Annotated in this window: 15 protein-coding genes; 6 read left to right on the top strand and 9 right to left on the bottom strand. The window is 71.4% G+C overall.

The features are described 5' to 3' along the window. Positions 1 to 664: 664 nt before the first annotated feature. Positions 665 to 2,068, bottom strand: a complete 1,404-nt coding sequence (gene sthA / locus ACIOGX_RS02820; RefSeq protein ID WP_356509661.1) for a Si-specific NAD(P)(+) transhydrogenase — start codon at positions 2,066 to 2,068, stop codon at positions 665 to 667. Between the two features lie 137 nt (positions 2,069 to 2,205). Between sthA and ACIOGX_RS02815 the strand changes: the two genes are divergently transcribed. Next, entirely contained in the window at positions 2,206 to 3,288 is a 1,083-nt protein-coding gene (locus tag ACIOGX_RS02815; RefSeq protein WP_401759239.1) for a DUF475 domain-containing protein, read from the top strand. A gap of 18 nt (positions 3,289 to 3,306) precedes the next feature. Here ACIOGX_RS02815 and ACIOGX_RS02810 read toward each other — a convergent pair whose 3' ends face one another. The 4 genes from ACIOGX_RS02810 to ACIOGX_RS02795 form a co-directional block, all read right to left on the bottom strand. Further along, complete coding sequence (locus ACIOGX_RS02810; RefSeq protein WP_356509665.1) at positions 3,307 to 4,029, bottom strand: VOC family protein; 723 nt, start codon at positions 4,027 to 4,029, stop codon at positions 3,307 to 3,309. A gap of 77 nt (positions 4,030 to 4,106) precedes the next feature. Continuing rightward, positions 4,107 to 6,020 (bottom strand): glycoside hydrolase family 15 protein, encoded by a 1,914-nt coding sequence (locus tag ACIOGX_RS02805; protein ID WP_356509667.1) that lies wholly within the window; start codon positions 6,018 to 6,020, stop codon positions 4,107 to 4,109. Between the two features lie 95 nt (positions 6,021 to 6,115). Continuing rightward, positions 6,116 to 6,805 (bottom strand): beta-glucanase, encoded by a 690-nt coding sequence (locus tag ACIOGX_RS02800; RefSeq protein WP_401909708.1) that lies wholly within the window; start codon positions 6,803 to 6,805, stop codon positions 6,116 to 6,118. A gap of 126 nt (positions 6,806 to 6,931) precedes the next feature. Further along, positions 6,932 to 7,564 carry a DUF6629 family protein gene (locus tag ACIOGX_RS02795; RefSeq protein WP_401909705.1) on the bottom strand — a complete coding sequence of 211 codons (633 nt, stop codon included), beginning with the start codon at positions 7,562 to 7,564 and terminating at the stop codon, positions 6,932 to 6,934. A 394-nt stretch (positions 7,565 to 7,958) separates the two neighbouring features. Between ACIOGX_RS02795 and ACIOGX_RS02790 the strand changes: the two genes are divergently transcribed. Both ACIOGX_RS02790 and ACIOGX_RS02785 read left to right on the top strand, forming a co-directional pair. Further along, on the top strand, positions 7,959 to 8,162 hold the full coding sequence (locus tag ACIOGX_RS02790) for a cold-shock protein (protein ID WP_014061102.1): 204 nt from the start codon (positions 7,959 to 7,961) through the stop codon (positions 8,160 to 8,162). A gap of 275 nt (positions 8,163 to 8,437) precedes the next feature. Next, positions 8,438 to 9,988 carry a DEAD/DEAH box helicase gene (locus ACIOGX_RS02785; protein ID WP_401759227.1) on the top strand — a complete coding sequence of 517 codons (1,551 nt, stop codon included), beginning with the start codon at positions 8,438 to 8,440 and terminating at the stop codon, positions 9,986 to 9,988. 101 nt (positions 9,989 to 10,089) lie between these two features. Here the strand turns inward: ACIOGX_RS02785 and ACIOGX_RS02780 are convergent, their stop codons facing one another. The 4 genes from ACIOGX_RS02780 to ACIOGX_RS02765 form a co-directional block, all read right to left on the bottom strand. Then, positions 10,090 to 10,467, bottom strand: a complete 378-nt coding sequence (locus tag ACIOGX_RS02780) for a hypothetical protein (RefSeq protein ID WP_356509675.1) — start codon at positions 10,465 to 10,467, stop codon at positions 10,090 to 10,092. Between the two features lie 75 nt (positions 10,468 to 10,542). Continuing rightward, a complete protein-coding gene (locus ACIOGX_RS02775; RefSeq protein ID WP_129767514.1) occupies positions 10,543 to 10,851 on the bottom strand; it encodes an SCO5918 family protein in 309 nt (102 codons plus the stop codon). Positions 10,852 to 10,935: 84 nt separating this feature from the next. Further along, a complete protein-coding gene (locus ACIOGX_RS02770; RefSeq protein WP_401909701.1) occupies positions 10,936 to 12,471 on the bottom strand; it encodes a DUF6056 family protein in 1,536 nt (511 codons plus the stop codon). A gap of 81 nt (positions 12,472 to 12,552) precedes the next feature. Then, complete coding sequence (locus ACIOGX_RS02765) at positions 12,553 to 13,545, bottom strand: glycosyltransferase family 2 protein (protein WP_401909698.1); 993 nt, start codon at positions 13,543 to 13,545, stop codon at positions 12,553 to 12,555. A gap of 716 nt (positions 13,546 to 14,261) precedes the next feature. Here ACIOGX_RS02765 and ACIOGX_RS02760 point away from each other — a divergent pair. From ACIOGX_RS02760 to ACIOGX_RS02750, 3 genes are read left to right on the top strand one after another with little or no spacing between them, the layout of a single operon-like run. Continuing rightward, positions 14,262 to 21,455: an SDR family oxidoreductase gene (locus tag ACIOGX_RS02760; RefSeq protein ID WP_401910509.1), complete on the top strand. Its 7,194-nt coding sequence runs from the start codon at positions 14,262 to 14,264 to the stop codon at positions 21,453 to 21,455. A 5-nt stretch (positions 21,456 to 21,460) separates the two neighbouring features. After that, on the top strand, positions 21,461 to 26,008 hold the full coding sequence (locus ACIOGX_RS02755) for a beta-ketoacyl synthase N-terminal-like domain-containing protein (RefSeq protein WP_401909696.1): 4,548 nt from the start codon (positions 21,461 to 21,463) through the stop codon (positions 26,006 to 26,008). Further along, entirely contained in the window at positions 25,998 to 26,333 is a 336-nt protein-coding gene (locus tag ACIOGX_RS02750) for a phosphopantetheine-binding protein (RefSeq protein ID WP_356509684.1), read from the top strand. The genes ACIOGX_RS02755 and ACIOGX_RS02750 overlap by 11 nt, the downstream gene beginning before the upstream one ends. Positions 26,334 to 26,337: the final 4 nt, after the last annotated feature.

Genomic DNA, 26,337 nt, shown 5'->3' with positions numbered 1-26,337 from the left:
TGCCAGGTGCGAGGGTGTCCGTCGGCCGGGTATCTCAGTCCCACCACGGCCATGCGACTTGATCATGGTTTGAACTACCTCTTCACCAGACGTTGTTGAGGGATCGTATATCCGCCGGGCGTCACCTGAAGTCATATCCCGGCCACCGAGGGTGGCGAATAGGTGCTCCATGACCGGCGCACGCCGGTGTTGTTCTGAGCATGATCGACGCGGTGACGTCGACGAGCCGGAGCCTCCACGGCCCGCCTGGCGAGGCGGTTTTCCTCTCGGAACGTCTCATTCCGGGGGCGCGGGAAAGGGCTCCGGGTGCCTCGTGTATTCCCTTCGGCGTTCCGGGGATGACGGTTGGCGCCAGGGCAAAGAAAAGGCAAAGATCGATAGACGTGGTGTCATACGGGTGGGGTGTGCTTCCGCGACGGTCGGCGCTCCACGGAAAAGCTTCACGGAAAGCTTCACGGGAAAGGGGGTTGACCGATCCTTTGAGCGAATTCGCGCGTTTCTCAAGCGCTTCGGGGAGCGAATCCGTGAGTCTCGTGGAGCGGGAAAGGGAATTCGCTTGTCCCGGGGAGCCGTTGGCGGGCCGCGGGGAAGGGGGAGCGGAGCCGTCGCGGGCCGGGGCCGTCGCGGGCCGGGGCCGTCACGCCGCTCGGCCGGGGCGGCGGGTTCAGCGCTTCATGCGGTCGATCTCGCGGATCTTGTTGGTCACATCGAGGGCGGCGACCTTGTACGACTCGGCCAGCGTCGGATAGTTGAACACCGCGTCCACCAGATAGTCGACCGTACCGCCGCACCCCATCACGGCCTGGCCGATATGTATCAGCTCCGTCGCCCCGGAACCGAAACAGTGCACGCCGAGCAGCCGCCGGTCCTCCGGGGAGACCAGCAGCTTCAGCACGCCGTGCGCGTCCCCGACGATCTGGCCCCTGGCCAGTTCGCGATAGCGGGAGACCCCGACCTCGAACGGCACGCGCTCCTTTGTCAGCTGGTCCTCGGTCCGGCCGATGAAGCTGATCTCCGGGATGGTGTAGATACCGATCGGCTGTAGATGGTGCATCGGATTGACCGGCTCGTCGCACGCGTGGTAGGCGGCGGCCCGGCCCTGCTCCATCGAGGTCGCGGCAAGGGCGGGGAAGCCTATGACGTCGCCGACGGCGTAGATGTGCGGAACCTCGGTGCGGTAGTGCTCGTCGACCGTGATCCGTCCGCGCGCGTCGGCGGAGAGACCCGCCTTGCCGAGGTCGAGTTCCTCGGTCAGTCCCTGGCGCCCGGCGGAGTACATCACGGCGTCGGCGGCGATCTTCTTGCCGCTCTCCAGAATGGTGAGCGTGCCCTGCTCGTGCCGTTCGACCGCCGCCACCGTCTCGCCGAAGCGGAACGTCACCGCCAGATCCCGCAGCCGGTACTTGAGGGCCTCGACCACCTCGACATCACAGAAATCCAGCATCCCGGCGCGCTGTTCGACCACAGTGATCTTGCTGCCGAGGGCGGCGAACATCGACGCGTATTCCATGCCGATGACCCCGGCGCCCACGATCACCATGGACCGGGGCACCTTCTCCATGCTGAGCACACTGTCCGAGTCCATGACCGTACGGTCGTCGAACTCGACGCTCGCCGGGCGGGCCGGCCGGGTGCCGGTGGCGATCACGATGTGATCGGCGGTGAGCAGCCGGTCCTGGCCGGAGGCGTCCCGTACGGCGACCGTGTGGTCGTCCACGAACCGGCCGGTGCCCGCGAGCAGTGTGATCTGGTTCCTGGCCAGCTGACTGCGTACGACGTCGACCTCCAGGCCGACGACATGCTGCGTCCGGGCCGTCAGATCGGCGACGGTGATCTCTTCCTTGAGCCGGTAGCTCTGGCCGTACAGATCCCGCTGAGCCAGCCCCGTGAGATAGAGCACCGCTTCGCGCAGGGTCTTGGAGGGGACGGTTCCGGTATGAATGGAGACGCCACCGACCATGTCGGGGCGGTCGATCACGGCGACCCGGCGACCGAGCTTGGCCGCCGCGATGGCGGCCTTCTGGCCGCCCGGTCCTGATCCGATGACAAGCATGTCGAAGTCGGGCACGGGAGGAGTCTGTCAGCCGTGCGTGTTTCCCGGAAGAGCCGGCTTCACGGTGAGACGCTGACCGGGCCTCACGGAGGGGAAGCCGGGGCCTCACCGAGGGGGAAGCGGCGCCTCACCGAGGGGAAGTGGATGACCAGATGGTTCTGAAGACATTCAGATGGGCGTTTGTCGTCACCGCGGCGGGCCTCGCCGTCGGGGCGCTGTACGGCGGTTGGGCCGCCCTGTGGATCGTCGCCATCCTCGCGGTCCTGGAGATCTCGCTCTCCTTCGACAACGCGGTGATCAACGCCGGGATCCTGAAGAAGATGAGCGCCTTCTGGCAGACGATCTTCCTCACCGTCGGGGTGCTGATCGCCGTCTTCGGCATGCGGCTCGTCTTTCCCGTCCTGATCGTCTCCCTCACCGCCAAGATCGGCCCGGTCGAGGCGGTGCGGCTGGCCATCAACGACAAGGACCGGTACCAGCAGCTGGTGACGGACGCGCATCCGTCGATCGCCGCCTTCGGCGGGATCTTCCTGCTGATGATCTTCCTCAACTTCATCTTCGAGGACCGGGAGATCAAGTGGCAGGCCTGGCTGGAGAGGCCGCTGGCGAAGCTCGGCCGGATCGACATGCTCGCCGTCTGTATCGCGCTGATCGTGCTGCTCGTCGCGTCCATGACGGTCGCCACCCATGCCCACCAGCACGGCGGCGCACACGCGGACAAGGCCCAGACGGTCCTGACGGCCGGCGTCGCGGGGCTCATCACCTATCTGATCGTCGGCGGGCTCTCCCGCTTCTTCGAGAACCGCATCGAGGACGAGGAGGAACGGGTCGAGGAAGCCGCCAGGAAGCGCGGATCCGGCTCGGCGGTCGCGCTCACCGGCAACGCCGCGTTCTTCATGTTCCTGTATCTGGAGGTGATCGACGCGTCGTTCTCGTTCGACGGGGTCATCGGCGCCTTCGCGATCACCAACGACATCGTGCTGATGGCCCTCGGCCTCGGCATCGGCGCGATGTACGTCAGGTCCCTCACGGTCTATCTGGTCCGGCAGGGGACACTCGACGACTTCGTCTATCTGGAGCACGGCGCGCACTACGCCATCGGCGCGCTGGCGCTGATCCTGCTGATCACCATCCAGTACCAGATCAGCGAACTCATCACCGGACTCGTCGGTGTCGTCCTGATCGGCTGGTCCTTCTGGTCCTCGGTCCGCCGTAACGCGCGCCTGGCCGAGTGACCCCCGGGCGTGGCCCGCTCACGCCGAGACGATCGTGAAGAGGCCGCCGTCGGGGTCGCGGAGGGTGGCCTCCTCACCGGCCGGGGTGAGGCCCGGCGGAGTGACGACGACCCCGCCGGCCGCGGCGGCGGCCCGCGCGGCGGCGCTCACGTCGGCCGCCCGGAAGTACACATGCCAGCGCGGTCTGATCTGCGGGTCCGGGGCGCTCTCGACCGCTCCGCCGCGCAGCGCCGCGACCGTGTGCGTGCCGTCGCGCACCAGTACCTGATCGTCCTCGTAGTGGACCTCGCAGCTCGCCTTCTCGTCCGAGCCCCAGCCGAGGACCTGCCCGTAGAAGATGGCGGCGGCGAACGCGTCCCGGGTGCGCAGCTCCAGCCGCGCCGGCGCGCTGCCCCGCCCCACGGACCACCCGGCGACGGTCCGGCCCTCCCAGAAGCCGAACACGGCGCCGTCCGGATCGGCGGCGAGGGTGGCACGTCCCGTGTGCATGGGGAGCGGCCCCACCGCCACGGTCGCGCCCCGCTCGCGGATACGGGACGCGACCAGGTCGGCGTCATCGACGGCGAAGTACGGGGTCCAGGCGACCGCGGCCTGGAGGCTCGGAGCCAGCGCCCCGATCCCCGCGACCGCCGCGCCGTCGTCGAGCGCGAGACTGAACTCGTCGCCCAGGGCCGTGGGCCGGAACCTCCAGCCGAGGACTGCTCCGTAGAAGATCTGGGCGGCCTTCAGGTCGCGGGCCATCAGACTCACCCAGCAGGGGGCCCCGGACACGGGGTGACGTGACGCCGGCATGATTCCTGTCCGCTCCCTTCCGGCCCTCAGCCCATCGCCCGGTCGAGGTTGATCGCCGAGCTGATCAGGGCGAGGTGGGTGAACGCCTGCGGGAAGTTGCCCAGATGCTCACCGGTCAGCCCGATCTGCTCGGCGTACAGCCCCACATGGTTGGCGTACGTGAACATCTTCTCCAGCGCCAGCCGCGCCTGCTCCACCTCGCCGGTGCGGGCGAGCGCCTCCACCCACCAGAACGAACAGATCGAGAACGTGCCCTCGGAACCGTCGAGCCCGTCCGGGGCCTGCGACGGGTCGTACCGGAACACCAGGTTGTCCATCACGAGCCGGTCCGCGATCGCCTCGACGGTGGACAGGAACCGCGGATCGACCGGCGAGATGAACTTGACCATGGGCATCAGCAGCAGCGAGGCGTCCAGGATGCTCTCGGGAGGCCGGCCGGGCTCGGCGGAGAGCCGCTGGACGAAGGTACGGGTCCGCGGGTCCCAGCCCCGCTCCATGATCTGGTGGTAGATCTCGTCCCGGGCGGCCGTCCAGCGGACCAGATCGCCGGGCAGTCCGCGCTGGCGCGCCATCCTGATCATGCGCTCGACGGCGACCCAGCACATCAGCCGCGAGTACGTGTGGTTCTGCTGGCCCGCCCTGGTCTCCCAGATGGACTGGTCGGCGGAGTCCCAGTGCCTCAGCAGCCACTCCAGGATCTCGCACAGATCGGTCCAGCTCTCGTGCGAGATACCCGCGCCGTACTTGTTGAACAGATAGATCGAGTCGATCAGTTCGCCGTAGATGTCCAGCTGGCGCTGGTCGCTGGCGTTGTTGCCGACACGCACCGGATGCGAGCCCCGGTACCCCTCCAGATCCCCGAGCACCTCCTCGGGGAGATGGTCGTGACCGTCGATGGAGTACACGACGCGCAGCGGGCCCACCCTGCCGTCCGTCGCGTCCCGCAGCCGCTCGGCCAGCCAGCTGATGAACCCCTGGGCCTCCTGGGTGAACCCCATCCGCAACAGCGCGTACAGGGAGAACGCGGCGTCCCTGATCCATACGTAGCGGTAGTCCCAGTTGCGCGCGCCGCCGAGCTGTTCGGGAAGCCCGAGCGTCGGCGCGGCGATGATGGCACCCGTCGGTTCATGCGTCAGCAGCTTGAGGGTCAGCGCCGAGCGGTGGACCATCTCCCGCCAGCGCCCGGTGTACGTCGACTGCCGCAGCCAGCGGCGCCAGAAGGCCACGGTGGCCACGAAGAGCGCCTCGGCGGCCTCGGCGTCGACCGCGCACGGATCCGGCCCGGTGTTCCCGCCGATCTCCGCGTCCGCGGCGGCATACGCGGAGGCATAGTCCGTTTCGAGGTCGAACAGGGCCGTCTCGCCCTCGTCGAGATCGAACGTCGCGTAGGCGTCGGTGTCGTCGAGTTCCAGCGCGACGGAGGACCGCAGCGACAGCGCGAGGACGTCGCCGACGAACCGTACGCCGTCGGGCATGCGCTCCAGCCGGTGCCGGTCCCGGCCGTAGTTCAGCCGCGGCGCGATCCGTACCCCCAGCCGCATCCGGCCACGTACGTTCACCACCCGCCGCACCAGCCGCTGCCGGTGGTGCGGGTCCTGCTCCCGCACGATCGGCATGAAGTCCTGGACCTCCACGATGCCGTCGGCGGTGAGCATCCGGGTGATCAGGATGTTCGTGTCGGGGAAGTAGAACTGGTTGTGGGTGGAGACCTGGCACACCGGCCGGATGTCCCAGGAGCCGCCGCGCTCCGCGTCCAGCAGGGATCCGAAGACGCTGGGGGCGTCGAAGCGGGGAGCGCAGAACCAGTCGATCCGGCCGTCGGTGCCCACCAGCGCCGCGGTCCGCAGATCCCCGATCAGACCGTGCTCGGCGATCGGCAGATACGCCTCGCCCCGCTGGTCACCGACCGGGGTGTCCGTCTCCTGAGCGTCCTCGTTCATGGTGCTGTCGAGTCTCGCGCACCGGCCCCCGGCCCGCATGTCGGTTCAGGGGGCGGCGTGGTTCGGGAGGCGCGGTGTTCAGGAGGCGGCGCGGTTCAGGAGCGGGCGCCGTACACCCGGAGGTAGTCGACCCCGTACGACATCGCGGTCACCCCCGGCTGCGGGGCGGGGTGGTACCGGCCGGCGCAGACGGAGAGATTGACGATGAGGTGGGCCCGCCAGTCGCGGCCCACGCCCCTGCCGTCGGCGAAGACGCGCCGGCCGTTGACCCACCAGACGACCGTCCTGGACCGGAACTCCACCTTCAGCGCCACCCGCGCGCCGGGGCGGATCGCCTGGTCCGTGTAGTAGCGCTCGCTGCCCCGCACACGGTTCGACAGCTCCAGCAGATGGGGGTTGTCGGGGTGGTACTCGAAGACGTCGATCTCGTTCCCGCCGTCCAGCCAGGTCCAGATCGCGGGCCACGCGCCGGTCTCGGTGGGCAGCAGCACGCCCGTCTCCAGCACGTCTCCGGTGCGGACGGTGAACTCCTCGGGGCTGCCCTCCGTGGTCAGCAGCCCCGTGTTCCACCAGCCGTCGGACCGGAGCGTCGCCCGGAAGGTGCCACCGCGGCAGTACTCCGCGTCGGGCACGAGATGATCGAGCTTGTTGTCCCCCGGATTGGTCGGCCCGCCGCCGGGATACGCCCACGAGCGCCCCGCGACCCACTGCTCGGTGGACGCGAAGTCGGCGGTGAAGCGCGGCGTACGGGCTGTCAGGGACGGATCGGGCGTACCGCTGCTCATGACATCCCCTCATGGGACCCGGGCCACGCGGGCGGTCGCCGGGGCCGCTCGGTTTCATGCTAGGGACCGGCGGCGGGCAGTGGGGGCGCGGTGCCACGCGGGCGAGGGCGGCTGTTTGTTCGTACGTCACCCCGTCCGTGGCCGGGGGGCGGCCGGAAGGCGCCGGGCCCACACCAGGACCAGGACGGACGCCACCGCCGCGAGGCCGCACCAGGTGGAGATGAACTCCAGCCGCCAGAGCGTCACGCACAGCACCGCCGCGTACGCGACGACCACGCCGAGCAGCCGCACCGTCGGATCACCGCCGATGAGCAGCGCCCCGACGGTGGCCAGGGCGTAGGCCCCCACCAGCAGCGGGACGTGCGGAAGATCGAGCGCGAACCCCATGGTGTGGCCGCGGATCTCGGCCCTCGCCGTCCGGTGGACGAGGTAGTACGACAGCACCGCGGCGGTGCCGAGCCCGATCACGGCCGGAATCAGCAGCCGGCGCCGCGCCCGGGGCGGCGCGGCGAGCAGGACGGCGAACGGCACCCACACCGCCAGGACCGGCAGTGCGATCACGACCCAGGCGAGGGTGGCGGGGCCCGCACCGCCGCCGGAGCGCCACACGACCGATTCGATGATCTGGTGCGCCCCCAGCAGCAACGGCAGCGCGGCGAGCGGCAGATCCCGGACCCTGCGTACCCGCGACACACAGGCCACGCCGACCACGGTGATACCGGCGCCCACCACAAGATCGGCTGTCGCACTCCAGCACACGCGTCTCACGGTACGCGTCACCGGATTTCCTGCCAGGCGTCCCGGCGGCCCCCGGCCCCGACGCCTGGGTGCGGCGCCCCGGCGGACGGGGGCGGAGCCCACGGCTCCTGAATATCTGTGGTCGCTGGTGCAGAAATTGGCTTGATGCGTGATGAAGATTTGTGGCACGGCGGACGGAGTGATATTGCCTGCCGTACCCGGCCGCTCGCGCCGTGCTACTGTTGATCTCAGTTGCAGTTGTGGTTCCCAAAGACTTCAAGTGCTCTTACCGGCTTTATGTGCCGGTGGGTGCGCTTTTGTATTTCCGGGCTTTCTCCGGACGGGGTAATCATCGCGGTGACGTGGGGTCCGCACAGTGCGGGCCTCCGGGCTAAATGCCCCGAAGGAGATCAACATGGCCAGTGGCACCGTCAAGTGGTTCAACGCGGAAAAGGGTTTCGGCTTCATCGAGCAGGACGGCGGCGGCGCCGACGTCTTCGCCCACTACTCGAACATCGCCGCCCAGGGCTTCCGTGAGCTGCAGGAGGGCCAGAAGGTGAACTTCGACGTCACGCAGGGCCAGAAGGGCCCGCAGGCGGAGAACATCGTTCCCGCCTGACGCTGAATTCATGACGTAGCTGGGGTCCGCACCTAGAAATGCGGGCCCCAGCTCGTTGTTTTTATATTTTTCACGTGGTTTTCCCGTAATCTTCCACGTTTCGACAGAGCCTGTTCCGCGTGCCCTGATGGTGTGCGGAACGCGACGCACGGTTCCGGCTGTTCTCCGCCCCGGCGCGGCTCTGGTCTCTGTATGTAATCGGCTCGTTCTTGCGATTCTTCGTGCGGTGTTTCTGCCGGGAATTCTCGATACGTGCCCATCGAGAAAGGTTCTGAATGAACCGCGCAGCACGCACGAACGACCGTTACTCCCGCACACGCACGGGCGGCTCCGCCGGCTCCGGCCGTGGCGGCAGGTTCGGCTCGGGTGCCTCCAGCCGTTCGGGTTCCCAGGGACGCTCCGGCGCCCCGGGCCGTTCCGGTGGCGGACATGGGCGGCGCCCCGCCGCGCTGAAGGGCGAGTTCGCCCTCCCGGTCACCCTCACCCCGGCGCTGCCCGCCGTCGCGGCCTTCGCCGACCTGGACATGCCGTCCGAACTGCTCAAGACGCTCGGCGGCCTGGGGGTCACCGAGCCGTTCCCGATCCAGGCGGCCACCCTGCCCAACTCGCTGGCCGGCCGGGACGTTCTCGGCCGGGGACGTACCGGCTCCGGCAAGACCCTCGCCTTCGGCCTGGCGGTGCTGGCCCGTACCGCCGGACAGCGCGCCCAGCCCAAGCAGCCGCTCGCCCTGATCCTCGTCCCCACCCGGGAACTGGCCCAGCAGGTCACCGACGCGCTCACCCCGTACGCCCGGTCGCTGAAGCTGCGGCTGGCCACGGTCGTCGGCGGTATGTCGATCGGCCGCCAGTCCAGCGCGCTGCGCGGCGGCACGGAGATCGTCGTCGCCACCCCGGGACGGCTCAAGGACCTCATCGACCGCGGCGACTGCCGGCTGGACCGGGTCGCCATCACGGTGCTCGACGAGGCCGACCAGATGGCCGACATGGGATTCATGCCGCAGGTCACCGCGCTGCTCGACCAGGTGCGCACCGAGGGCCAGCGGCTGCTGTTCTCCGCCACCCTCGACCGCAATGTCGATCTCCTGGTCCGCCGCTACCTCCACGACCCGGTGGTCCACTCCGTCGACCCGTCCGCGGGCGCGGTCACCACGATGGAGCACCATGTGCTCCACGTACACGGCGCCGACAAGTACGCCACCACCACCGAGATCGCGGCGCGCGACGGCCGGGTGCTGATGTTCCTGGACACCAAGCACGCCGTCGACCGGCTCACCGAGCACCTGCTGAACAGCGGCGTACGCGCCGCCGCGCTGCACGGCGGCAAGTCCCAGCCCCAGCGCACCCGCACCCTCGCGCAGTTCAAGACGGGCCATGTCACGGTGCTGGTGGCCACGAACGTCGCGGCCCGCGGCATTCACATCGACAACCTCGACCTCGTCGTCAACGTCGACCCGCCCAGCGACCACAAGGACTATCTGCACCGCGGCGGACGCACCGCACGGGCCGGCGAGTCCGGCAGTGTCGTCACGCTCGTCCTGCCGAACCAGCGGCGCGAGATGACCCGGCTGATGGCCGACGCGGGCATCACGCCGCAGACCGCCCAGGTCCGCTCGGGCGAGGCCGAACTGAGCCGCATCACGGGCGCCCAGGCGCCCTCGGGGGTTCCGGTCACCATCACCGCGCCGGTCACCGAGCGGGCCAAGCGCGGCCCCTCCCAGGGCCGCGGCCGTGGCCGCGCGGGTCAGGGCCGCCGCTCCTCCTCCGCGGGCTCCGCGGCGCGCACCGGCGGCGCACCGCGCCAGTCGCCCCGTAACAGCACCGCCTGAGCCACGGGCGGAACGCACAGCGGAAGTGCCCCGGTACCGACTGGTACCGGGGCACTTCCGCTGAGGTGTGCGAAGGGGGTTCGGAGGGGGAGCGGACGGCGTCAGCCGTCGGAGTAGCTGAAGTCTCCCACCGTCCAGGCGTTCACGTCCTCGATGGCGATGCGGTACATGCCACCGGTCTCCGGGATCCCGAAACTTCCCTGGAGGATCCGGGCGACATGGAAATGCAGATGGGTGGGCGGCTCGTCCGGGCGCGATGAGCGGGCGTTCGCGGCGGCCGGACCGAAGACGGCGGAGAACGGTCCCAGTCGCTCGGAGTCCTCCAGGACCTCGGCGACCCGCTCCCTCCACACAACTTCGGGCGCCAGCCGTCCTGTGATGACGGCGCCCTGGACGACCACGGTGAGGGACATCTGATTGCTTTGCTCGGACTCCACGGTGGTGGCGATGTCAACAAGCAGATGATCAGGCTTCGACATGGGCGCCGACTCTACTACGCGGGCGCCGCCCTGAGTGAGCGTACGAAACACCGGCCGTGGCCCGTCCGGCGCGTATCAGTCCCGCGCGCCGGGGCCGAGCAGCGCCGACGCGGTTTCGAGCGGGGTGAGCGGCTCCGGCGCGACGGGAGCCGGGACGGCGTGGCACGTGAAGCCGAGCCTGGTCAGCGCCCTCGTCACCTCGAAGGAGGTGAAATCGCGGCGGTCCTGCCGTGTGATGACCTCCCCCACCTGCTTGACGGGGTAGGCGCGGCGGCCGATGACCACGGATTCACCGGTGATGGGTTCCGGCTTGATGCCCTTCATCGCCTGCTGCACCTCGCTCTTGACCAGTTCGAAGGGGAAGCGGGCGATGACGCAGCGCATAGTGCCTCGGGGGGAAGAAGGGAGGTGCGGATACGTCAGCATCCCACAAGAACCCGCGTGGAGGCGCCGGTGACGGCGGTGGGATCAGGGAAGCCGCTCCGCGCGGGTGATCCGCTCCAGGTGGTAGTAGTCGGCGACACATCGGGCCGGCCAGGTCTTGCCGCCCCTGTGCGCGAACGGCTCCCCCATCCCGCTGACGGACAGCGGCTTGTACGGCAGGACCCGCGCGCCCCGCGCCGCCCGCTCCCGCAGCCAGCGGTCCTGGTGGTCCCACTTCTCGGCCCTTACGCGCATGCTCTCGCCCAGTTCGCCGAGCGGAAAGGCCAGTCCGACGCACACCGCGACGCACATCGCCGCTCCGGCGGCCATCGCGACGGCGCACGTACGCGCCGCGCGCCCCCGCGTCGCGTGTCCCCGCAACGCCCGGCCCAGGAGCGCTCCGGCACCCACCAGAAGCACGACATACAGCAGGAGATAGTCGTTCCAGGTCCGGTGCGCGAACACCACATGCGGTCCGAAGAGCGGGTACGTGATGACCGTGCAGACGTATCCGGCGACCAGGAACGTGACGGTGCCCGTGCCCAGCAGGAAGAGCGGGCGGCACGGCAGCAGCACCGGCGCGTGCCCTTTCCGCTTCCCGGTCAGCAGCGCCAGCACCACACCGGCCGCGAGGGCGCCCAGATACCACCAGGTGGTGAACAGGGTCCCGAGGATGTCCAGGAACCCGTCCAGCGAGCCGGCGAGCGATTCGGGCGCGAACATCGAGCCGGTCCCGGCGTCGTACCGCGCACGTCGGTTGCGCGATCCGGGGGAGGTGAGCAGCAGCAGCGTGCCGATCACGATCCCGGCCCCACCGGCCAGGCACCAGGCGCGCGCGTGGGCCCGTGCGCGAGGGACGAGGATCCGGTGGCCGAGCAGCAGCAGGGTCAGGAGCACGACCAGCGCGACGACCGACGTCTCCTCCGAGAGGGTGCCGAGGAAGGCGCCCATGACGAGCGCGCAGGCCCCCGCCGCGACGCGTCCCCGGCGCGACCCGGCCCACAGCAGGGGGACGGCGGCGGCGCAGGCCAGTACCGGCGCGACGGTGTGCGAGACGGAGGAGGCGGGCCAGTAGAACGTCTTGTACGTGTTGAGGCTCGCGAAGAGGAACACCACCGTCACCATGGACGCCACGAACAGCGGCACGCCACGCGGCGCCGTCCGGCCCGTCAGACGCAGCAGCAGTACGGTCACGGCCCACAGCAGCCCCAGCATCACCACACCACTGACCAGACCGAACCACTGGTGGCCCGCGACCCCGTACTTCGCGTACGCCCCGACCAGCAGGCCGTTCCCGAGCCGTCCGTTGTCCGTCAGGTAGAACTTCCCCACCAGCCCCGTGATGCCGTGATCGCGCACGCTGGGCAGGAAACACCACTCGTCCGCGCTGGGACGCACATGGCGGCCGAGCCAGAACGCCGATCCGAGAAGTCCCAGTGGCAGTGACAGCAGGCCCAGTACGCCGTATCCCGGCCACGCACGTACGGAGAGTACGGATGACCCGCGGCCGTTCTCCCGCCGCCGCCGGGGCCGTCCGCCCGGTTGCTCCGGGATGATGACGCGTGACGCGCCCGCGGCCATGTACACCACTGCCTTTCGAAAGGGGAGGTTCCGTTTCCGGCTGGACCGCGTCCGGCGGGAACGCGTCCGGCCGCCGGTTCCCTATCGCTCCGAACGGGCTTGCCCGACGGAGACCGCCGATGGCGCACCGGACGGAAAGGGCGTACGCGTCGTATCCGTTTCCCGGACCACATAGTGCGGACGGCGCTTCGCCTCGTGGTAAATCCGTCCGACGTATTCGCCGATGACGCCGAGCGTGGCGAGCTGGATTCCGCTGAGCGCCACGATGGCGGTCATGAGCGTCGTATAGCCCGGCGCGTCCACACCGTTCAGGGCGACATTCGCGATGATCCACAGCGCGTATACGAGAGCGGAGAGGAAGAGCCAGAGACCGGTATGGATGGCGAGCCGCAGGGGGCGGCTGTTGAAGGAGAGCAGTCCGTCGATGCCGTAGTTGAGCAGATTCCGGCCGCCCCACTTGGAGGTGCCGGCCGCGCGCTGGACATTCCGGTAGGTGAAGCTCGCCGTGTCGAAGCCGATCCAGGAGAAGATTCCCTTGGAGAATCTGTTGCTCTCCGGCAGGGACAGCACACTGTTCACCGCGTGCCGCGAGAGCAGTCTGAAATCGCCCGCGCCGTCCACGACATGGACATCCATGCAGCGCCGCACCAGCCGGTAGTAGACCCTGCTGAGCGCGGTGCGCAGGGCGCTCTCGCCCGTGCGGTCGCGCTGGGCCACGACCTGGTCGTAGCCGTGCCGGTGCAGCTCAAGCATGCGGGGCACCAGCTCCGGGGGGTGCTGGAGGTCCGCGTCCATGAGCACGACCGCGTCTCCCCGGGACATGCGCAGTCCCGCGAGCATGGCGGCCTCCTTGCCGAAGTTGCGACTGAAGGAGGTGTACCGGACGCGCGGGTCCGCTGCCGCGAGTTCGCTGAGGTGTCTTCTGGTGCCGTCCGCGCTGCCGTCGTCCACGTAGCAGATCTCAAAGGTCTGCCGGGTCGGTTCGAGGGCGGCGAGCAGTGCGGTGTGAAAGGCGGCGAGTACTTCGCTCTCGTTGAAACACGGTACGACGACGGAAATCTGAGGGGGAGTCATCTCGCTCCGCATGCCCGTGGGCGGGAAGGAATGGTCACCGAAAGAGAACGGTTCGCGAGGGGAAACCGTTGGAGTACGGTGCTGTGCGTGGTCATGAGGGGGCGTTAACCGGTCATGCCCGTACCGATTTCCGGAGCTGTCACGGAAAGAGATGACGGGCGCGCGGGGACCTGTTACGTCAACGGGTGGCGGCGGGCGGGCATATGGGCAGGAAGAGCTGTGATGGAACGTTCCTCACTCTTCTTCCTCCGGTTCACGCCGCGTTCACTGATGCGGTGGCAACTATAAGATTTATCGATCGCCTGCTCAAGCGTCACCACGGCATGGCGCCGAGTCAGGTGAAGCGTTTCTGCGGCATTGTCACGCCGTGTAGGCATGCCCCGTGGGCGACAGAATGCGAGACCCGGGTACTGTGATCTGTGGCACAGCCGATGACCCGGAGACAGATCCTGCATTTCATGGGCATGACAGGTCGATATCACGCACATGATCCGCGGATTGCGGTCCTGGTAAGGCGTCCGATTACTGCCCCCTCGCGAGGTTCTTCGACTACGGAGTGTGTGGGGCAGCGGCTACGCGTAACTCGTTGCGCAGCGTGAGCAGTTGACCCCCGGGAGGGAGGGCCAGTTAACTACCGGCCAGTCAACCTCACGGTCTGCCCCCCACGGTCAAGCCCTCGGTCAACCCCCCACCTCGATCCGGGAGACTTCATGCGGATGCCGGAATCCGTCGCGTCCATTGAGTTCTCGCTGCCTCAGTCGGTCATCGCCGTCAACCCCCTGCACCGCTCGTCGCCACGGCTGACGGCCGCCGCCGCACGGGCGGGTGCGCTCAGCGTGCTGGAGCTGTCGGCCGGTGACCCCAGGAGCGTCGCCGACACACTCGACCGCACCCTGCGCTGGTCGTCGCTGCCGTTCGGTGTGCGGATACGTCCCGGCTGCACCGTCACCGCGGCGGATCTGCCCGAGCCGGTGGACACCGTGCTGCTGGCGGACCCCGGGCGTACACCGGAGGAGTTCGCCGGCCGCCGGGTCCTCGTGGAGGTGACCGGTCTGGCGGGCGCGCGGGAGGCCGCGGGAGCCGGGGCGGCCGGACTGATCGTGCGTGGCGCGGAGAGCGGTGGCAGGGCGGGCGAGCTGAGTACGTTCGTCCTGCTCCAGCAGGTGCTGGCGGACCCGGACATCGCGCTGCCGGTCTGGGCGTGCGGTGGCATCGGGCCGCACACGGCCGCCGCCGTCGTCGCGGGAGGCGCGGCGGGTGTCGTACTCGACACCCAGCTCGCGCTGTTCGACGAGGCGGGCCTGCCCGCGGAGCTGACCGGCGCGCTCACCGGACTCGACGGCTCGGAGACGGTGCTGCACCACGGGACGCGGGTGCTGCGGCGCCGTGGTCCCGGTGCCCCCGAACTCCCTGATGATCCGGCCGAGTTCGCGGCCAGGGTGGGCAGTGACGATCTCCGCACACAGTTTCTGCCGGTGGGCCAGGACGCGTTTCTCGCGGCCTCCTTCGCCCGGCGCTGGAAGTCGGCGGGCGACGCGATCCGGGGCGTCAGGGCGGCGATATCCGCCGCCGTCGAGGACGACCTGCCCGCCGCCGCGCTGGCCGCGGGATCGGCGGGCGCACGGGCACTCGGCACCGAATTCCCCATCGCCCAGGGGCCGATGACCAGGGTCAGCGACGAGCCCGCGTTCGCCGCCGCCGTCGCGGCCGGGGGCGGCCTGCCGTTCCTGGCGCTCGCGCTGGCGAACGCGGACCGCACCCGGACGATGCTGGAGCGCACCCGCGACGCCCTCGGCGACGCGCCCTGGGGCGTCGGTGTCCTCGGGTTCGCGGACGAGGAGATCAGGTCCGCGCAGCTGGAGGTGGTACGCGAGCTGAGGCCGACGCACGCGATCATCGCGGGCGGCAGGCCCGCCCAGGCCGCCGCGCTGGAGGCGGAGGGCATCGCCACCTTCCTGCATGTGCCCTCCCCGGGGCTGCTGCGGCAGTTCCTCGCCGCCGGCGCGCGCCGGTTCATCTTCGAGGGCGCCGAGTGCGGCGGGCATGTCGGACCGCGCAACAGCTTCCCGCTGTGGGAGGCGCAGACCGAGGTCCTGCTCGACTTCGTGGCCGAATCCGGTGACGAGGCCGCCGCCGAGCTGACCGTCCTGTTCGCCGGAGGCATCCACGACGCCCGCTCGGCCGCGATGGCGGCGGCCCTCGCCGCCCCGCTGACCCGCGCGGGAGCCGCGTTCGGCGTGCTGATGGGCACCGCGTATCTCTTCACCGAGGAGGCGGTCGCGGCCGGTGCCATCCAGCCGCTCTTCCAGCGCAGCATCGTCGCCGCCGAGCGGACCGACCTGCTGGAGACCGCCCCCGGACACGCCACCCGCTGCGCCCACAGCGCCATCACCCAGGACTTCGCGCACCTCAAGGACGAACTGCGCGAACAGGGCGTGCCCGACCGGGAGATCTGGGAACGGCTGGAGCGGTTCAACGTCGGCAGGCTCCGGCTCGCCAGCAAGGGCATCGAGCGGGTCGGCGACGAACTGCGGCCGGTCGACGAGACCCGCCAGTCCGACGAGGGCATGTTCATGGCGGGCGAGGTCTGCGTCCTGCGCGAATCCGTCACCACCGTCGCGGCGCTCCACGAGTCCGTCGCCGAAGGGGCCGCCGGATGGCTGCGCTCCCGGGCCGCGGGACTGCGCACCGCACTCGGACTCGACCGGGTGGACGAGGACGCGGAGAGCGCCCCCGAACCGCTGCGGATCGCCGTGGTGGGCATGGCCGGCATGTTCCCCGGCGCCCCCGACCTCGCCGAGTTCTGGGCCAACATCCTGGCGGGCAAGGACTGCGTCACCGAAGTCCCGGCGCACCGCTGGGACGCGGAGCGGTACTACGCGCCCGACGGCGACGGCGAGCGCACCCCTTCGCGCTGGGGCGGATTCCTGCCCGAGATCCCCTTCGACCCGCTGCGCTACGGCATCCCGCCGGCCTCGCTGGCCAGCATCGAACCCGTACAGCTGCTCGCGCTGGAGGCGGCGCGGCGCGCGCTCGCCGACGCCGGGTACGACGGCGCGGACACCGATCACGCCCGTACCTCCGTGGTGTTCGGCGCGGAAGCGGGCAGCGATCTGTCCAACGCGACGACCCTGCGCACGGTGCTGCCCGGATACGTCGGCACCATCCCGTCCGCACTCGACGAGCAGCTGCCGCGGCTGACCGAGGACTCCTTCCCGGGCATGCTCGCCAATGTCATCGCGGGCCGGATCGCCAACCGGCTCGACCTCGGCGGCGCCAACTACACCGTGGACGCGGCCTGCGCGTCCTCGCTCACCGCCGTGGACGTGGCCTGCAAGGAACTGGTCACCGGCACCAGCGATCTGGTGCTCTGCGGCGGCGCCGACCTGCACAACGGCATCAACGACTATCTGCTGTTCTCCTCCGTGCACGCGCTCTCCCCGACCGGCCGCTCCGCCACCTTCGACGGCGCCGCCGACGGCATCGCGCTCGGCGAGGGGGTCGCCTGCGTGGCGCTCAAGCGGCTGGCCGACGCCGAGCGCGACGGCGACCGGATCTACGCCGTGATCGACGGCGTCGGCAGCGCCAGCGACGGCCGGGCGCTCGGCCTGACCGCGCCCCGCCCGGCGGGCCAGCGCTCCGCGCTCACCCGCGCCTACCGCAACGCCGGTGTGTCCCCGGCCGATGTCGGACTGATCGAGGCGCACGGCACCGGCACCGTCGTCGGCGACCGCACCGAACTCGCCACGCTGACCGAGGTGTTCACCGAGGCGGGGGCCGAGCCGGCCGGCTGTGCGATCGGCTCGGTGAAGTCCCAGATCGGCCACACCAAGTGCGCGGCCGGACTGGCCGGGCTGATCAAGACCACACTGGCGCTCTACCACGGGGTGAAGCCGCCCACCCTGCACGTGCGCCGGCCCAACGAGGCATGGGACGGCGGCAGCAGCCCGTTCGTCTTCCACACCGCCGCCCGGCCATGGGCCTCGGAGCCCGCGGACCGTGTCGCGGGAGTAAGCGCTTTCGGATTCGGCGGCACCAATTTCCACGTCGTTCTACGCGCGTATGACCAGGCGCCGCCTGCCCATACGCTGGACGCGTGGCCCGCGGAGCTGTTCACGTTCCGTGGCCGGGACGCCGCCGCGGCGCGCCGCGCGGCGCGTGCGCTGCTCGACCTGATCCAGCGCGGAGGCGACTGGCGGCTGCGCGACTACGCGCGGCACGCGGCCCACCGCGCCGACCAGGCGGCGGTACGCGGCGAGCCCGTACGGATCGCCGTGGTGGCCCCGAGCCTCGCGGCGCTGCCCGAACTGCTGCGCAGGGCCGCCGAAGGGGAGCACGACCCGGAGGCCGGGCTCCATGTCTCCGACGACACCGCGCTCGACGGCACCACGACCGGGGCCACGGACACCGACGGCGAGGGAGCCGGAAAGCTGGCCTTCCTCTTCCCGGGCCAGGGCAGCCAGCGCCCCGGCATGCTCGCCGAACTCTTCGTCGCCTTCCCCGAGTTGCAGCGCTACCTCCAGCTCGGCGCGCGCTGGGCGGACGCGCTCTACCCGCCGGCCGCCTTCGACGAGGAGACGAAGGCCGGCCAGCTGGCCCGGATCACCGACACCTCCGTCGCCCAGCCCGCGCTCGGTGTGGTCGAACTCGCCGCCGCGGAACTGCTCGCCTCGGTCGGCGTACGCCCCGCCATGGCCGCCGGTCACAGCTACGGCGAACTCGTCGCGCTCGGTGTGGCCGGGGCGCTCGCGCCCCAGGACGTCCTGACCGCGAGCGCCGCCCGCGCCGAGGCGATCCTCGCCCAGGTGGCGGACGGCGACGCCGGCACGATGGCGGCCGTCACCGCCACCGTCGAGCAGGTCGAGGAGGTACTGCGGCTGGCCGGTCTCGCCGAGGACGTCGTCGCCGCCAACCACAACGCGCCCCGGCAGACCGTCATCTCGGGTCCCACCGAGCCGATGGCCGCGGCCGTCGCCCATCTGCGGGACGCCGGCCACCCGGCGAAGCCGCTCCAGGTGGCCTGTGCCTTCCACAGCCCCCTGCTGGCCGGCGCGGGCGACGCCTTCGCCGACCGCCTGGAGTCCATGACCGTCTACCCGACCGCCTTCGACGTCTGGGCCAACCGCACGGCCGAGTCGTACCCGGCCGAGCCCGCGGCGATCCGGGCCGGACTCGCCGCGCAGATCGGCGCGCCCGTCCGGTTCACCGAGCAGATCGAGGCCATGTACGCGGCGGGCGCCCGGGTCTTCGCCGAGGTGGGCCCCGGCCGCGTACTGAGCAAGCTGGTCTCCGCCGTCCTGGGCGACCGCCCGCACCGTACGATCCCGCTCGACGGCGGCCGGGGCGCCGGACTGACCGGCTTCCTCACCGCCCTGGCCCAGCTCGCCGTCAGCGGAGCCGACGTCCGCGCCGGCCGGCTCTTCCAGGGACGCGACGCGGTCGACCCCGAGACCGCCGTCCCCGGGCGCACCGCCGGATGGACGGTGGACGGCCAGCTCGTCCGCCTCGCCGACGGCTCCATTCCCCCCAACGCCCTGCACCCCGCCAGACCCGTTACGGAGCTGATCGTGCCGGAGAACTACGCCCCCCACGGCGCCGCGGCGTCCGGTCCCGACGCACTCGTCGCCGAATTCCTGCGCACCAGCCGGGACTTGGTGGCGGCGCAGCGAGACGTCATGCTGAGCTATCTGGGCGGCCCCGCGGCCGTCCCCGCGGACCGGCCGCCCGTCTACGCCGCCGCACCACAGCTGTCCGCCCCCGCCGCGCTGCCCGCGCCCGTCCCGGCGACCGCTGTCGTCACGGCCGCCACCGTGGCGCCCGCCGCCGCTGCTCCGGTGCTGGACCGTGAGGCGGTGCTCGGTGCGGTGTTGGCGGTGGTGGCGGAGCGTACGGGTTATCCGGTGGACATGATTGAGCCTGATCTTGATCTGGAAGCGGATCTGAGTGTGGACTCGATCAAGCGGACGGAGATCGCGGGTGAGCTGGCGGTCAGGCTGGGTCTGCCGGTCGACGGGGGTGCGGAGCTGGACGGGCTGAGCGCCGCCCGCACGGCCGCCGGGATCGCCGGACTGCTCGCCACGAAGGTCGCCGGACTGCCCGCGCAGTCGCCCGCCTCCGCTGTGGCGGCGCCCGCTGCCGCCGGTCCGGTGCTGGACCGTGAGGCGGTGCTCGGTGCGGTGTTGGCGGTGGTGGCGGAGCGTACGGGTTATCCGGTGGACATGATTGAGCCTGATCTTGATCTGGAAGCGGATCTGAGTGTGGACTCGATCAAGCGGACGGAGATCGCGGGTGAGCTGGCGGTCAGGCTGGGTCTCCCCGTCGACGGCGGTGCGGAGCTGGACGGGCTGAGCGCCGCCCGTACCGCCGCGGGCATCGCCGGACTGCTCACCACCCGGCTCGGCGGAGGGGAGACGACCTCCGGGACGAGCGACGCCCAGGCCGTACCCGCCGCGCCCGCCGGACCCGCGGCCGAGGTCGTGCCCCCGCAGCGGCTGGAGTTCACCGAGGCCGAACTGCCCGCCGTGACCGGGACCGTGGACAGCGGCAGTACGGTGCTGATCCTGGGCGGCGGTGAGCTGGCCCCGGTCGTGGCCGAGCGGCTGCGCGCCGCCGGCGCCGAGCCCCGGCTCGTACCCACCGGAGAGCTGCCGGAGAGCGGCGCCGACGCCGTGCTCTACCTGGACGCCCTCGACGCGGCCGAGGCGCCGCTGCCCGAGGCCTTCCCGCTCTTCCAGAGCGTGCTGGCCGGCGCCCCGCGCCGACTGCTCGCCGTCGAGCGCAGGACCGAGGGCGCGGCCAGCGGGCTGCGCGGCTTCTTCCGCAGCGTCGACCGCGAATACCCGGACCTCGCCGCGACCCTGGTCGAGGTGGCGCCCGGCGCGGCACCGGACGCGGTCGCCGACGCGCTGGTCACCGAACTCGCCGCCACCGAGCGGGAACCGGTCGTCCTGACCGACGGCGGCACCCGGCGCGCCCTGCGGCTGACCCTCACCGATCTGGGCGCGCTGGCCGCCACCGGCGCGGGCCCGGCCGGTGACGGGGTCGCGGAGGCCGAGGCGGCGGGGCTCGACCGTGACGCGGTCGTCCTGCTGGTCGGCGGAGCCCGCGGGATCACCGCGCGGTTCGCCCGTACGATCGCCTCCGTCAGCCGGTGCCGTATCGAACTGATGGGCCGCACACCGGTCCCCTCCGACACCGAGGACCCGGCGACCGCCGGAGCCGCGGACCGCGCCGGGCTGCGGGCCGCCTTCCTCGCCTCCGGGCTGACCTCGCCCGCCGAGGTCGAGCGCCGGGTGTCCGCCACTCTCGCCGCGCGCGAGGTGCGCGACACCATCGCCGGACTGCGGGCGTACGGCAGCCAGGTCCGCTACCACTGCGTCGATGTGCTCGACGCGGAGGCGGTACGGGCCACGGTGAAGGACATCCACGCCGAGCACGGCAGGCTCGACGGTCTCGTCTACGCGGCCGGGGTCATCGAGGACAAGCTGATCGCCGAGAAGCCGGTCGAGTCGTTCCGCCGGGTGTTCTCCACCAAGGTGGGCGGGGCCCGCGCGGTGCTCGACGCGGTCGACTCGCTGCCCACCGGACCGCGCTTCGCCGTACTGTTCGGCAGCATCGCCGCCGCGCTCGGCAACCGGGGCCAGTCCGACTACGCCGCCGCCAACGACGCGCTGGAGGAGCTGGGGCGCCGCTGGTCCACCGCGGACCGGCGCGGGCTGACCGTCCACTGGGGCCCCTGGGCGGCCTCCGAGACGAACGGCGGCATGGTCACCCCGGAGCTGATGCGGTCGTACGCGTCCCGCGGGATCAAGCTCATCGACCCGGAAGAGGGACCGCTGAGCCTGCTGCGTGAACTCGCCTGGGGCGCCCCCTCGGTGCACGCCGCGGTCTACACCGCCTCCGGCTGGTGACCGGGATGGATCCCCGGACGCCCGCCGGTCCCGCGACACCGGTGGCCATCGTCGGGATGGCCGCGTTCTTCCCCGGCGCGAGGGACCTGGACGGCTACTGGCACAACATCGTCAACGGGGTCGACGCGATCGGCGACGTACCGGCCGACCGCTGGGACGGCGAGTTCTACGCGCCCGACGGGCCCCGGCGCAGCGACCGGGTGTACTGCCGGCGCGGCGGATTCGTCGACCAGGAAGCCGAGTTCGATGTCACGCGGTTCGGCATCATGCCCACGTCCGTGGCGGGCACCGAGCCCGACCAGCTGATCGCGCTGGATGTCGCCCACCGGTCCATCGAGGACGCCGGCGGGGACCCCGTACTCCCCGCCGACCGGCAGCGCGCCGGGATCGTCCTCGGCCGGGGCGGGTATCTGACGCCCGGTCTGGTCAGGCTCGACCAGCGGGTGCGTACGGCCGGCCAGCTGGCCCGTACGCTCCGGGAACTGGCGCCCGAGCTGGGCGAGGACAGGATCGAGGAGGTACGGGCGGCGTTCGCCGCGCAACTCGGGCCGGAACAGCCGGAGTCGGCCATCGGGCTGGTGCCCAACCTGGCCGCCTCGCGCGTCGCGAACCGGCTCGATCTGCGCGGCCCCGCCTACACCGTGGACGCCGCCTGCGCGTCCTCGCTGGTGGCGGTCGACCACGCGGTCCGCGAACTGGCCGCCGGCCGGTGTGATGTCATGCTGGCCGGCGGTGTGCACCACTGCCACGACATCACCCTCTGGAGTGTGTTCAGTCAGCTCGGCGCGCTCTCGCCGAGCGAGCGGATCCGCCCGCTGCACGCCGGCGCGGACGGCGTGCTCATCGGTGAGGGCACCGGCATCGTGGTGCTCAAGCGGCTCGCGGACGCCGAGCGCGACGGCGACCGTGTCTACGCGGTGGTGTCCGGGACCGGAGTGGCCAGCGACGGCCGGTCCGCCAGCCTCTTCAACCCCGACCCCGGCGGCCAGATCCGCGCGGTGCGGCAGGCGTGGGACGCGGCGGGGCTCGACCCGCGCGCGGCCGACGCCCTGGGGCTGCTGGAGGCACACGGCACCGCCACCGTCGCCGGTGACCGCGCCGAACTGACCACGCTCGCCGAGGTGTTCGGACCGGCGGTGGGCGAGCGGGCGGCGATCGGCTCGGTGAAGTCCATGATCGGACACACCATGCCGGCCGCCGGGATCGCCGGGCTGATCAAGGCGGCGCTCGCGATCCACCACGGGGTGCTGCCCCCGACCCTGCACTGCGACGAGCCGAACCCGGCCCTGGACGGCACCCGGTTCGCCCCCCTCGCGAAGGCCAGGCCCTGGGCGGAGCCCGCCACCGGCGCCCCGCGCCGCGCGGGCGTCAACGCCTTCGGCTTCGGCGGCATCAACGCCCATGTCGTCCTGGAGCAGCCGGCCACCGCCCCGGCCGCGCGGACAGCCCGTACGACGGTGACCGAGCCCGAGCGGGTGCTGCGGCTCGCCGCGGCGGGCCCGGCGGAGCTGGCCGCACTGCTGGACGCCGACGACTCCACGGTCCTGGCGGCCGGGCTCGACGAGCGCGACCCGGCGGCGGCCTCGGCGGGCCCCGTCCGCCTCGGCATCGTCGACCCGACCGCGCGCCGGCTGAAGCTGGCACGCAAGGCCGTGAGCAAGGGCAACGCCTGGCGCGGACGCAGCGACGTGTGGTTCAGCCCGCGCCCGCTGCTGGGCCCGGCGGGCGGCGGGCGCACCGCGTTCGTCTTCCCCGGCCTCGAAGCGGAGTTCGAGCCCCAAGTGGCCGAACTCGCCGAGCGGTTCGGCCTTCCGTGGTCGGCGGGCGAGGACGCCAGGGTCGGCGATGTGGGGCGGCACGGCGCCGCGGTGTTCCAGCTCGGCCGCGTCCTCGACACCGCGCTGCGCAGGCTCGCCGTCGTGCCCGACGCGGTCGCCGGGCACAGCGTGGGCGAGTGGACCGCCATGGCCTGCGGCGGCATCCACGCCGCCGACGAGGTGGACACCTTCCTCGCGGGCTTCGACCCGGACGCGCTGCGTGTCCCCGGCGCGGTCTTCGCCGTGCTCGGCATGCCCGCCGACAAGGTACTGGCCGAGCTGGGCGGACGTACCGATGTGGTGCTCTCGCACGACAACGCGCCCAACCAGTCGATGATCTGCGGCCCGGAGGAGGCCGTCGGCGAACTGGTCCTGCGCTTCAGGGGCCAGGGGGTGATCGGGCAGGTGCTGCCGTTCCGCTCCGGTTTCCACACGCCGATGCTCGCGCCGTACCTCGATCCGATCCGGCGCGCGGCGGAGACGTACACCCTCCATCCGCAGACCACCCCGGTCTGGTCCGCGACGACCGCCGCGCTCTACCCGGCGGAACCGGCCGCCGTACGCGAGCTGTTCGTCCGGCATCTGCTCGAACCGGTGCGGTTCCGGCTCATGATCGCCGCGATGCACGAGGCGGGGTACCGCGCGTTCATCCAGCTGGGCGCCGGGCAGCTCGGCTCGCTCATCGACGACACCCTGGCCGGCGAGGACCGGCTCGTCGTCTCCGCCCACTCCACGGCCAGGGACAGTCTGGCGCAGCTGCGCCGGGTGGTCACCGCGCTCTGGGTGGACGGCGCCGCACCCGAGGTCGCCCCGCTGCTGGGGCCCGTGACCGCCGCGGCGGCCCGTACGGCGACCACGTCCGCGCGGCCGGTCCGGGCAGGGGTACGGCTGGATCTCGGCGGGGCGCTCGTCTCCCTGCCCGAGCAGACCAGAAAGGCGCTGACGGGGATCGTGCCCCGGCCCGTCACCCCCGCCGCCTCGCCCGCGCTCGCCGTCGCCGACGGCGGGGCGCTGGAGCTGCTCGGCCGGGCCGGCGCGCGCTTCCCGGTGGCCGCCGAACTCTCCGCGCTGCTCAACGACACCGCGGCCGTCGCGAACGAACTCATCGGCGCGGGCGCCGCGCACCGGCGTACCGCCCCGGTCCGCCGGGGACCGTCGGCGGGCACGCCCGCTCCCGTCCCCGCTCCGGCCGCGGCGCCGGTCCCCGAGGTGCTGCGGGTGGACGTCGCCGCGATGCCGTATCTGCTCGACCACTGCTTCTTCCGGCAGCGCCCCGGCTGGCCCGACGAGGCCGACCGCTGGCCGATCGTCCCCGCCACCACGGTCATCGGCCATCTCATGGAGATCGCCGAACGCGCCGTGCCCGGGACGCGGGCCGTCGCCGTGCACGAGGTGCGGCTGCTGAAGTGGATCGAGGCCATGCCGTCCGTCGACGTACCGGTGGTGGTACGGCGCCAGGCGCCCGACCGGGTCGAGGTCGGCCTGACCGGCTACTCCCGGGCGGTGGTCGAACTGGCCCCGCGCTACCCGGAACCGCCCGCGCCCTGGCCGGTGGACCCGGCCGCCGAGCGCACCCCCGGGCTGCGGGCCGAACAGCTCTACAGCGAACGGTGGATGTTCCACGGGCCGCGCTTCCAGGGCGTCAGCGAACTGACCGCCCTCGGCGATCTGTCGGTGCGGGGCGTCATCACCGCGCCGGACGCCCCCGGCGCCCTGCTGGACAACGTCGGGCAGCTCCTCGGTTACTGGATCATGGCGACGCTCACCGAGCGCACCACGGTCTTCCCGATCGGGATGGACCGGATCCGCTTCCACGGGCCGGAGCCGAAGCCGGGCGAACGGCTGGACTGCCTGATCCGTATCACCGAGGTCACCGACCTCACGCTCACCGCGGACATGCAGCTCGTCCACGAGGGCCGGGTCTGGGCCGAGTTCACCGGCTGGCAGGACCGGAGGTTCGACACCGACCCCAACATCCGCGCGGTGGACCGCTTCCCGGGCCGCAACACCCTCTCCACCGCCGAGCCCGGGGGCTGGACGAAGGTGCACGAGCGCTGGCCCGACCTGGCCACCCGCGAGCTGATCATGCGCAATATGCTCGGTGGCGCGGAACGCGCGGGGTACGAGGGACTGCCCCCCGTCCGCCGCCGTCAGTGGCTGCTCGGCAGGGTCGCCGCCAAGGACGCGGTCCGCGGACTGCTGTGGGGCGAGGGCGCGGACGAGATCTATCCGGCCGAGATCGCGATACGCAACGACGACACGGGGCGGCCCGTCGCCCACGGTGTGCACGGACGCGTGCCGGGCGAGCTGACCGTGTCGATCGCGCACTGCCGGGAGACCGGCGTGGCCCTCGCCCGGCGCGGCGCGTGCGGGATCGACATCGAGGAGATCACCGACCGGCCGAGGTCCGCCGTCGAGATGGCCTGCGACAGCGGCGAACTGGCCCTGCTGGACGGGCTGGTGGCGGCGGACCCGGACAGCGGGCCCGGCTGGTTCGCCCGGTTCTGGACGGCCAAGGAGGCCGTCGCCAAGGCACGCGGCACCGGTCTGCGGGGCCGTCCCGCCGACTACCGCGTGGTGGCGGCGGACGCGGGCAGGCTGCGCGTGGAGACCGAGGGCCGGGCGTACGGGGTGAGTGTGCGGCAGGTGGCCAATCCACCGGGACTGCCCGAGCGGCAGTACATCGTCGCCTGGACGACCGATGACAACGAGACAGGAGAGTCTGATGAGCACTGAGGCGATCGGGTTCATGACCACGGAGCCGCGGGACACCGATGATGCCGCTGTGCTGGCGGACATCACCCGGATGCTGCGCGAACTGCTGGAGGAGGACGGTCTCGACGACGCCGAGATCACCCGGGAGACCACCTTCCACGACGATCTCGAACTGGAGAGCATCGACCTGGTGACGCTCGCCGGTGTCCTGCGCGAGCACTACGGGGACCGGGTCAACCTCGCCCTGTTCATCGCCGATCTCGAACTCGACGAGATCATCGCCCTCACCGTCGGTGAGCTGGCCGACTATGTCGCGGCGTCGCTGCGCGCCGACGGGCAGGGCTGATCCG

The sequence above is a fragment of the Streptomyces sp. NPDC088147 genome (genome assembly GCF_044741565.1).
In the GTDB taxonomy this organism is placed as follows: domain Bacteria; phylum Actinomycetota; class Actinomycetes; order Streptomycetales; family Streptomycetaceae; genus Streptomyces.
The sequence above is the reverse complement of the archived record's forward strand: the minus strand, read 5'-3'. Positions and strand labels throughout refer to the sequence as shown.

What these genes read in the sequence shown, in the direction of transcription:
- ACIOGX_RS02815 (WP_401759239.1), top strand. Translation starts at nt 2,206, where the DNA reads ATGGTTCTGAAGACATTCAGATGGGCGTTTGTCGTCACCGCGGCGGGC.
- ACIOGX_RS02810 (WP_356509665.1), bottom strand. Translation starts at nt 4,029, where the DNA reads ATGGCCCGCGACCTGAAGGCCGCCCAGATCTTCTACGGAGCAGTCCTC.
- ACIOGX_RS02805 (WP_356509667.1), bottom strand. Translation starts at nt 6,020, where the DNA reads ATGAACGAGGACGCTCAGGAGACGGACACCCCGGTCGGTGACCAGCGG.
- ACIOGX_RS02800 (WP_401909708.1), bottom strand. Translation starts at nt 6,805, where the DNA reads ATGAGCAGCGGTACGCCCGATCCGTCCCTGACAGCCCGTACGCCGCGC.
- ACIOGX_RS02790 (WP_014061102.1), top strand. Translation starts at nt 7,959, where the DNA reads ATGGCCAGTGGCACCGTCAAGTGGTTCAACGCGGAAAAGGGTTTCGGC.
- ACIOGX_RS02785 (WP_401759227.1), top strand. Translation starts at nt 8,438, where the DNA reads ATGAACCGCGCAGCACGCACGAACGACCGTTACTCCCGCACACGCACG.
- ACIOGX_RS02780 (WP_356509675.1), bottom strand. Translation starts at nt 10,467, where the DNA reads ATGTCGAAGCCTGATCATCTGCTTGTTGACATCGCCACCACCGTGGAG.
- ACIOGX_RS02775 (WP_129767514.1), bottom strand. Translation starts at nt 10,851, where the DNA reads ATGCGCTGCGTCATCGCCCGCTTCCCCTTCGAACTGGTCAAGAGCGAG.
- ACIOGX_RS02770 (WP_401909701.1), bottom strand. Translation starts at nt 12,471, where the DNA reads ATGGCCGCGGGCGCGTCACGCGTCATCATCCCGGAGCAACCGGGCGGA.
- ACIOGX_RS02765 (WP_401909698.1), bottom strand. Translation starts at nt 13,545, where the DNA reads ATGACTCCCCCTCAGATTTCCGTCGTCGTACCGTGTTTCAACGAGAGC.
- ACIOGX_RS02760 (WP_401910509.1), top strand. Translation starts at nt 14,262, where the DNA reads ATGCCGGAATCCGTCGCGTCCATTGAGTTCTCGCTGCCTCAGTCGGTC.
- ACIOGX_RS02755 (WP_401909696.1), top strand. Translation starts at nt 21,461, where the DNA reads ATGGATCCCCGGACGCCCGCCGGTCCCGCGACACCGGTGGCCATCGTC.
- ACIOGX_RS02750 (WP_356509684.1), top strand. Translation starts at nt 25,998, where the DNA reads ATGAGCACTGAGGCGATCGGGTTCATGACCACGGAGCCGCGGGACACC.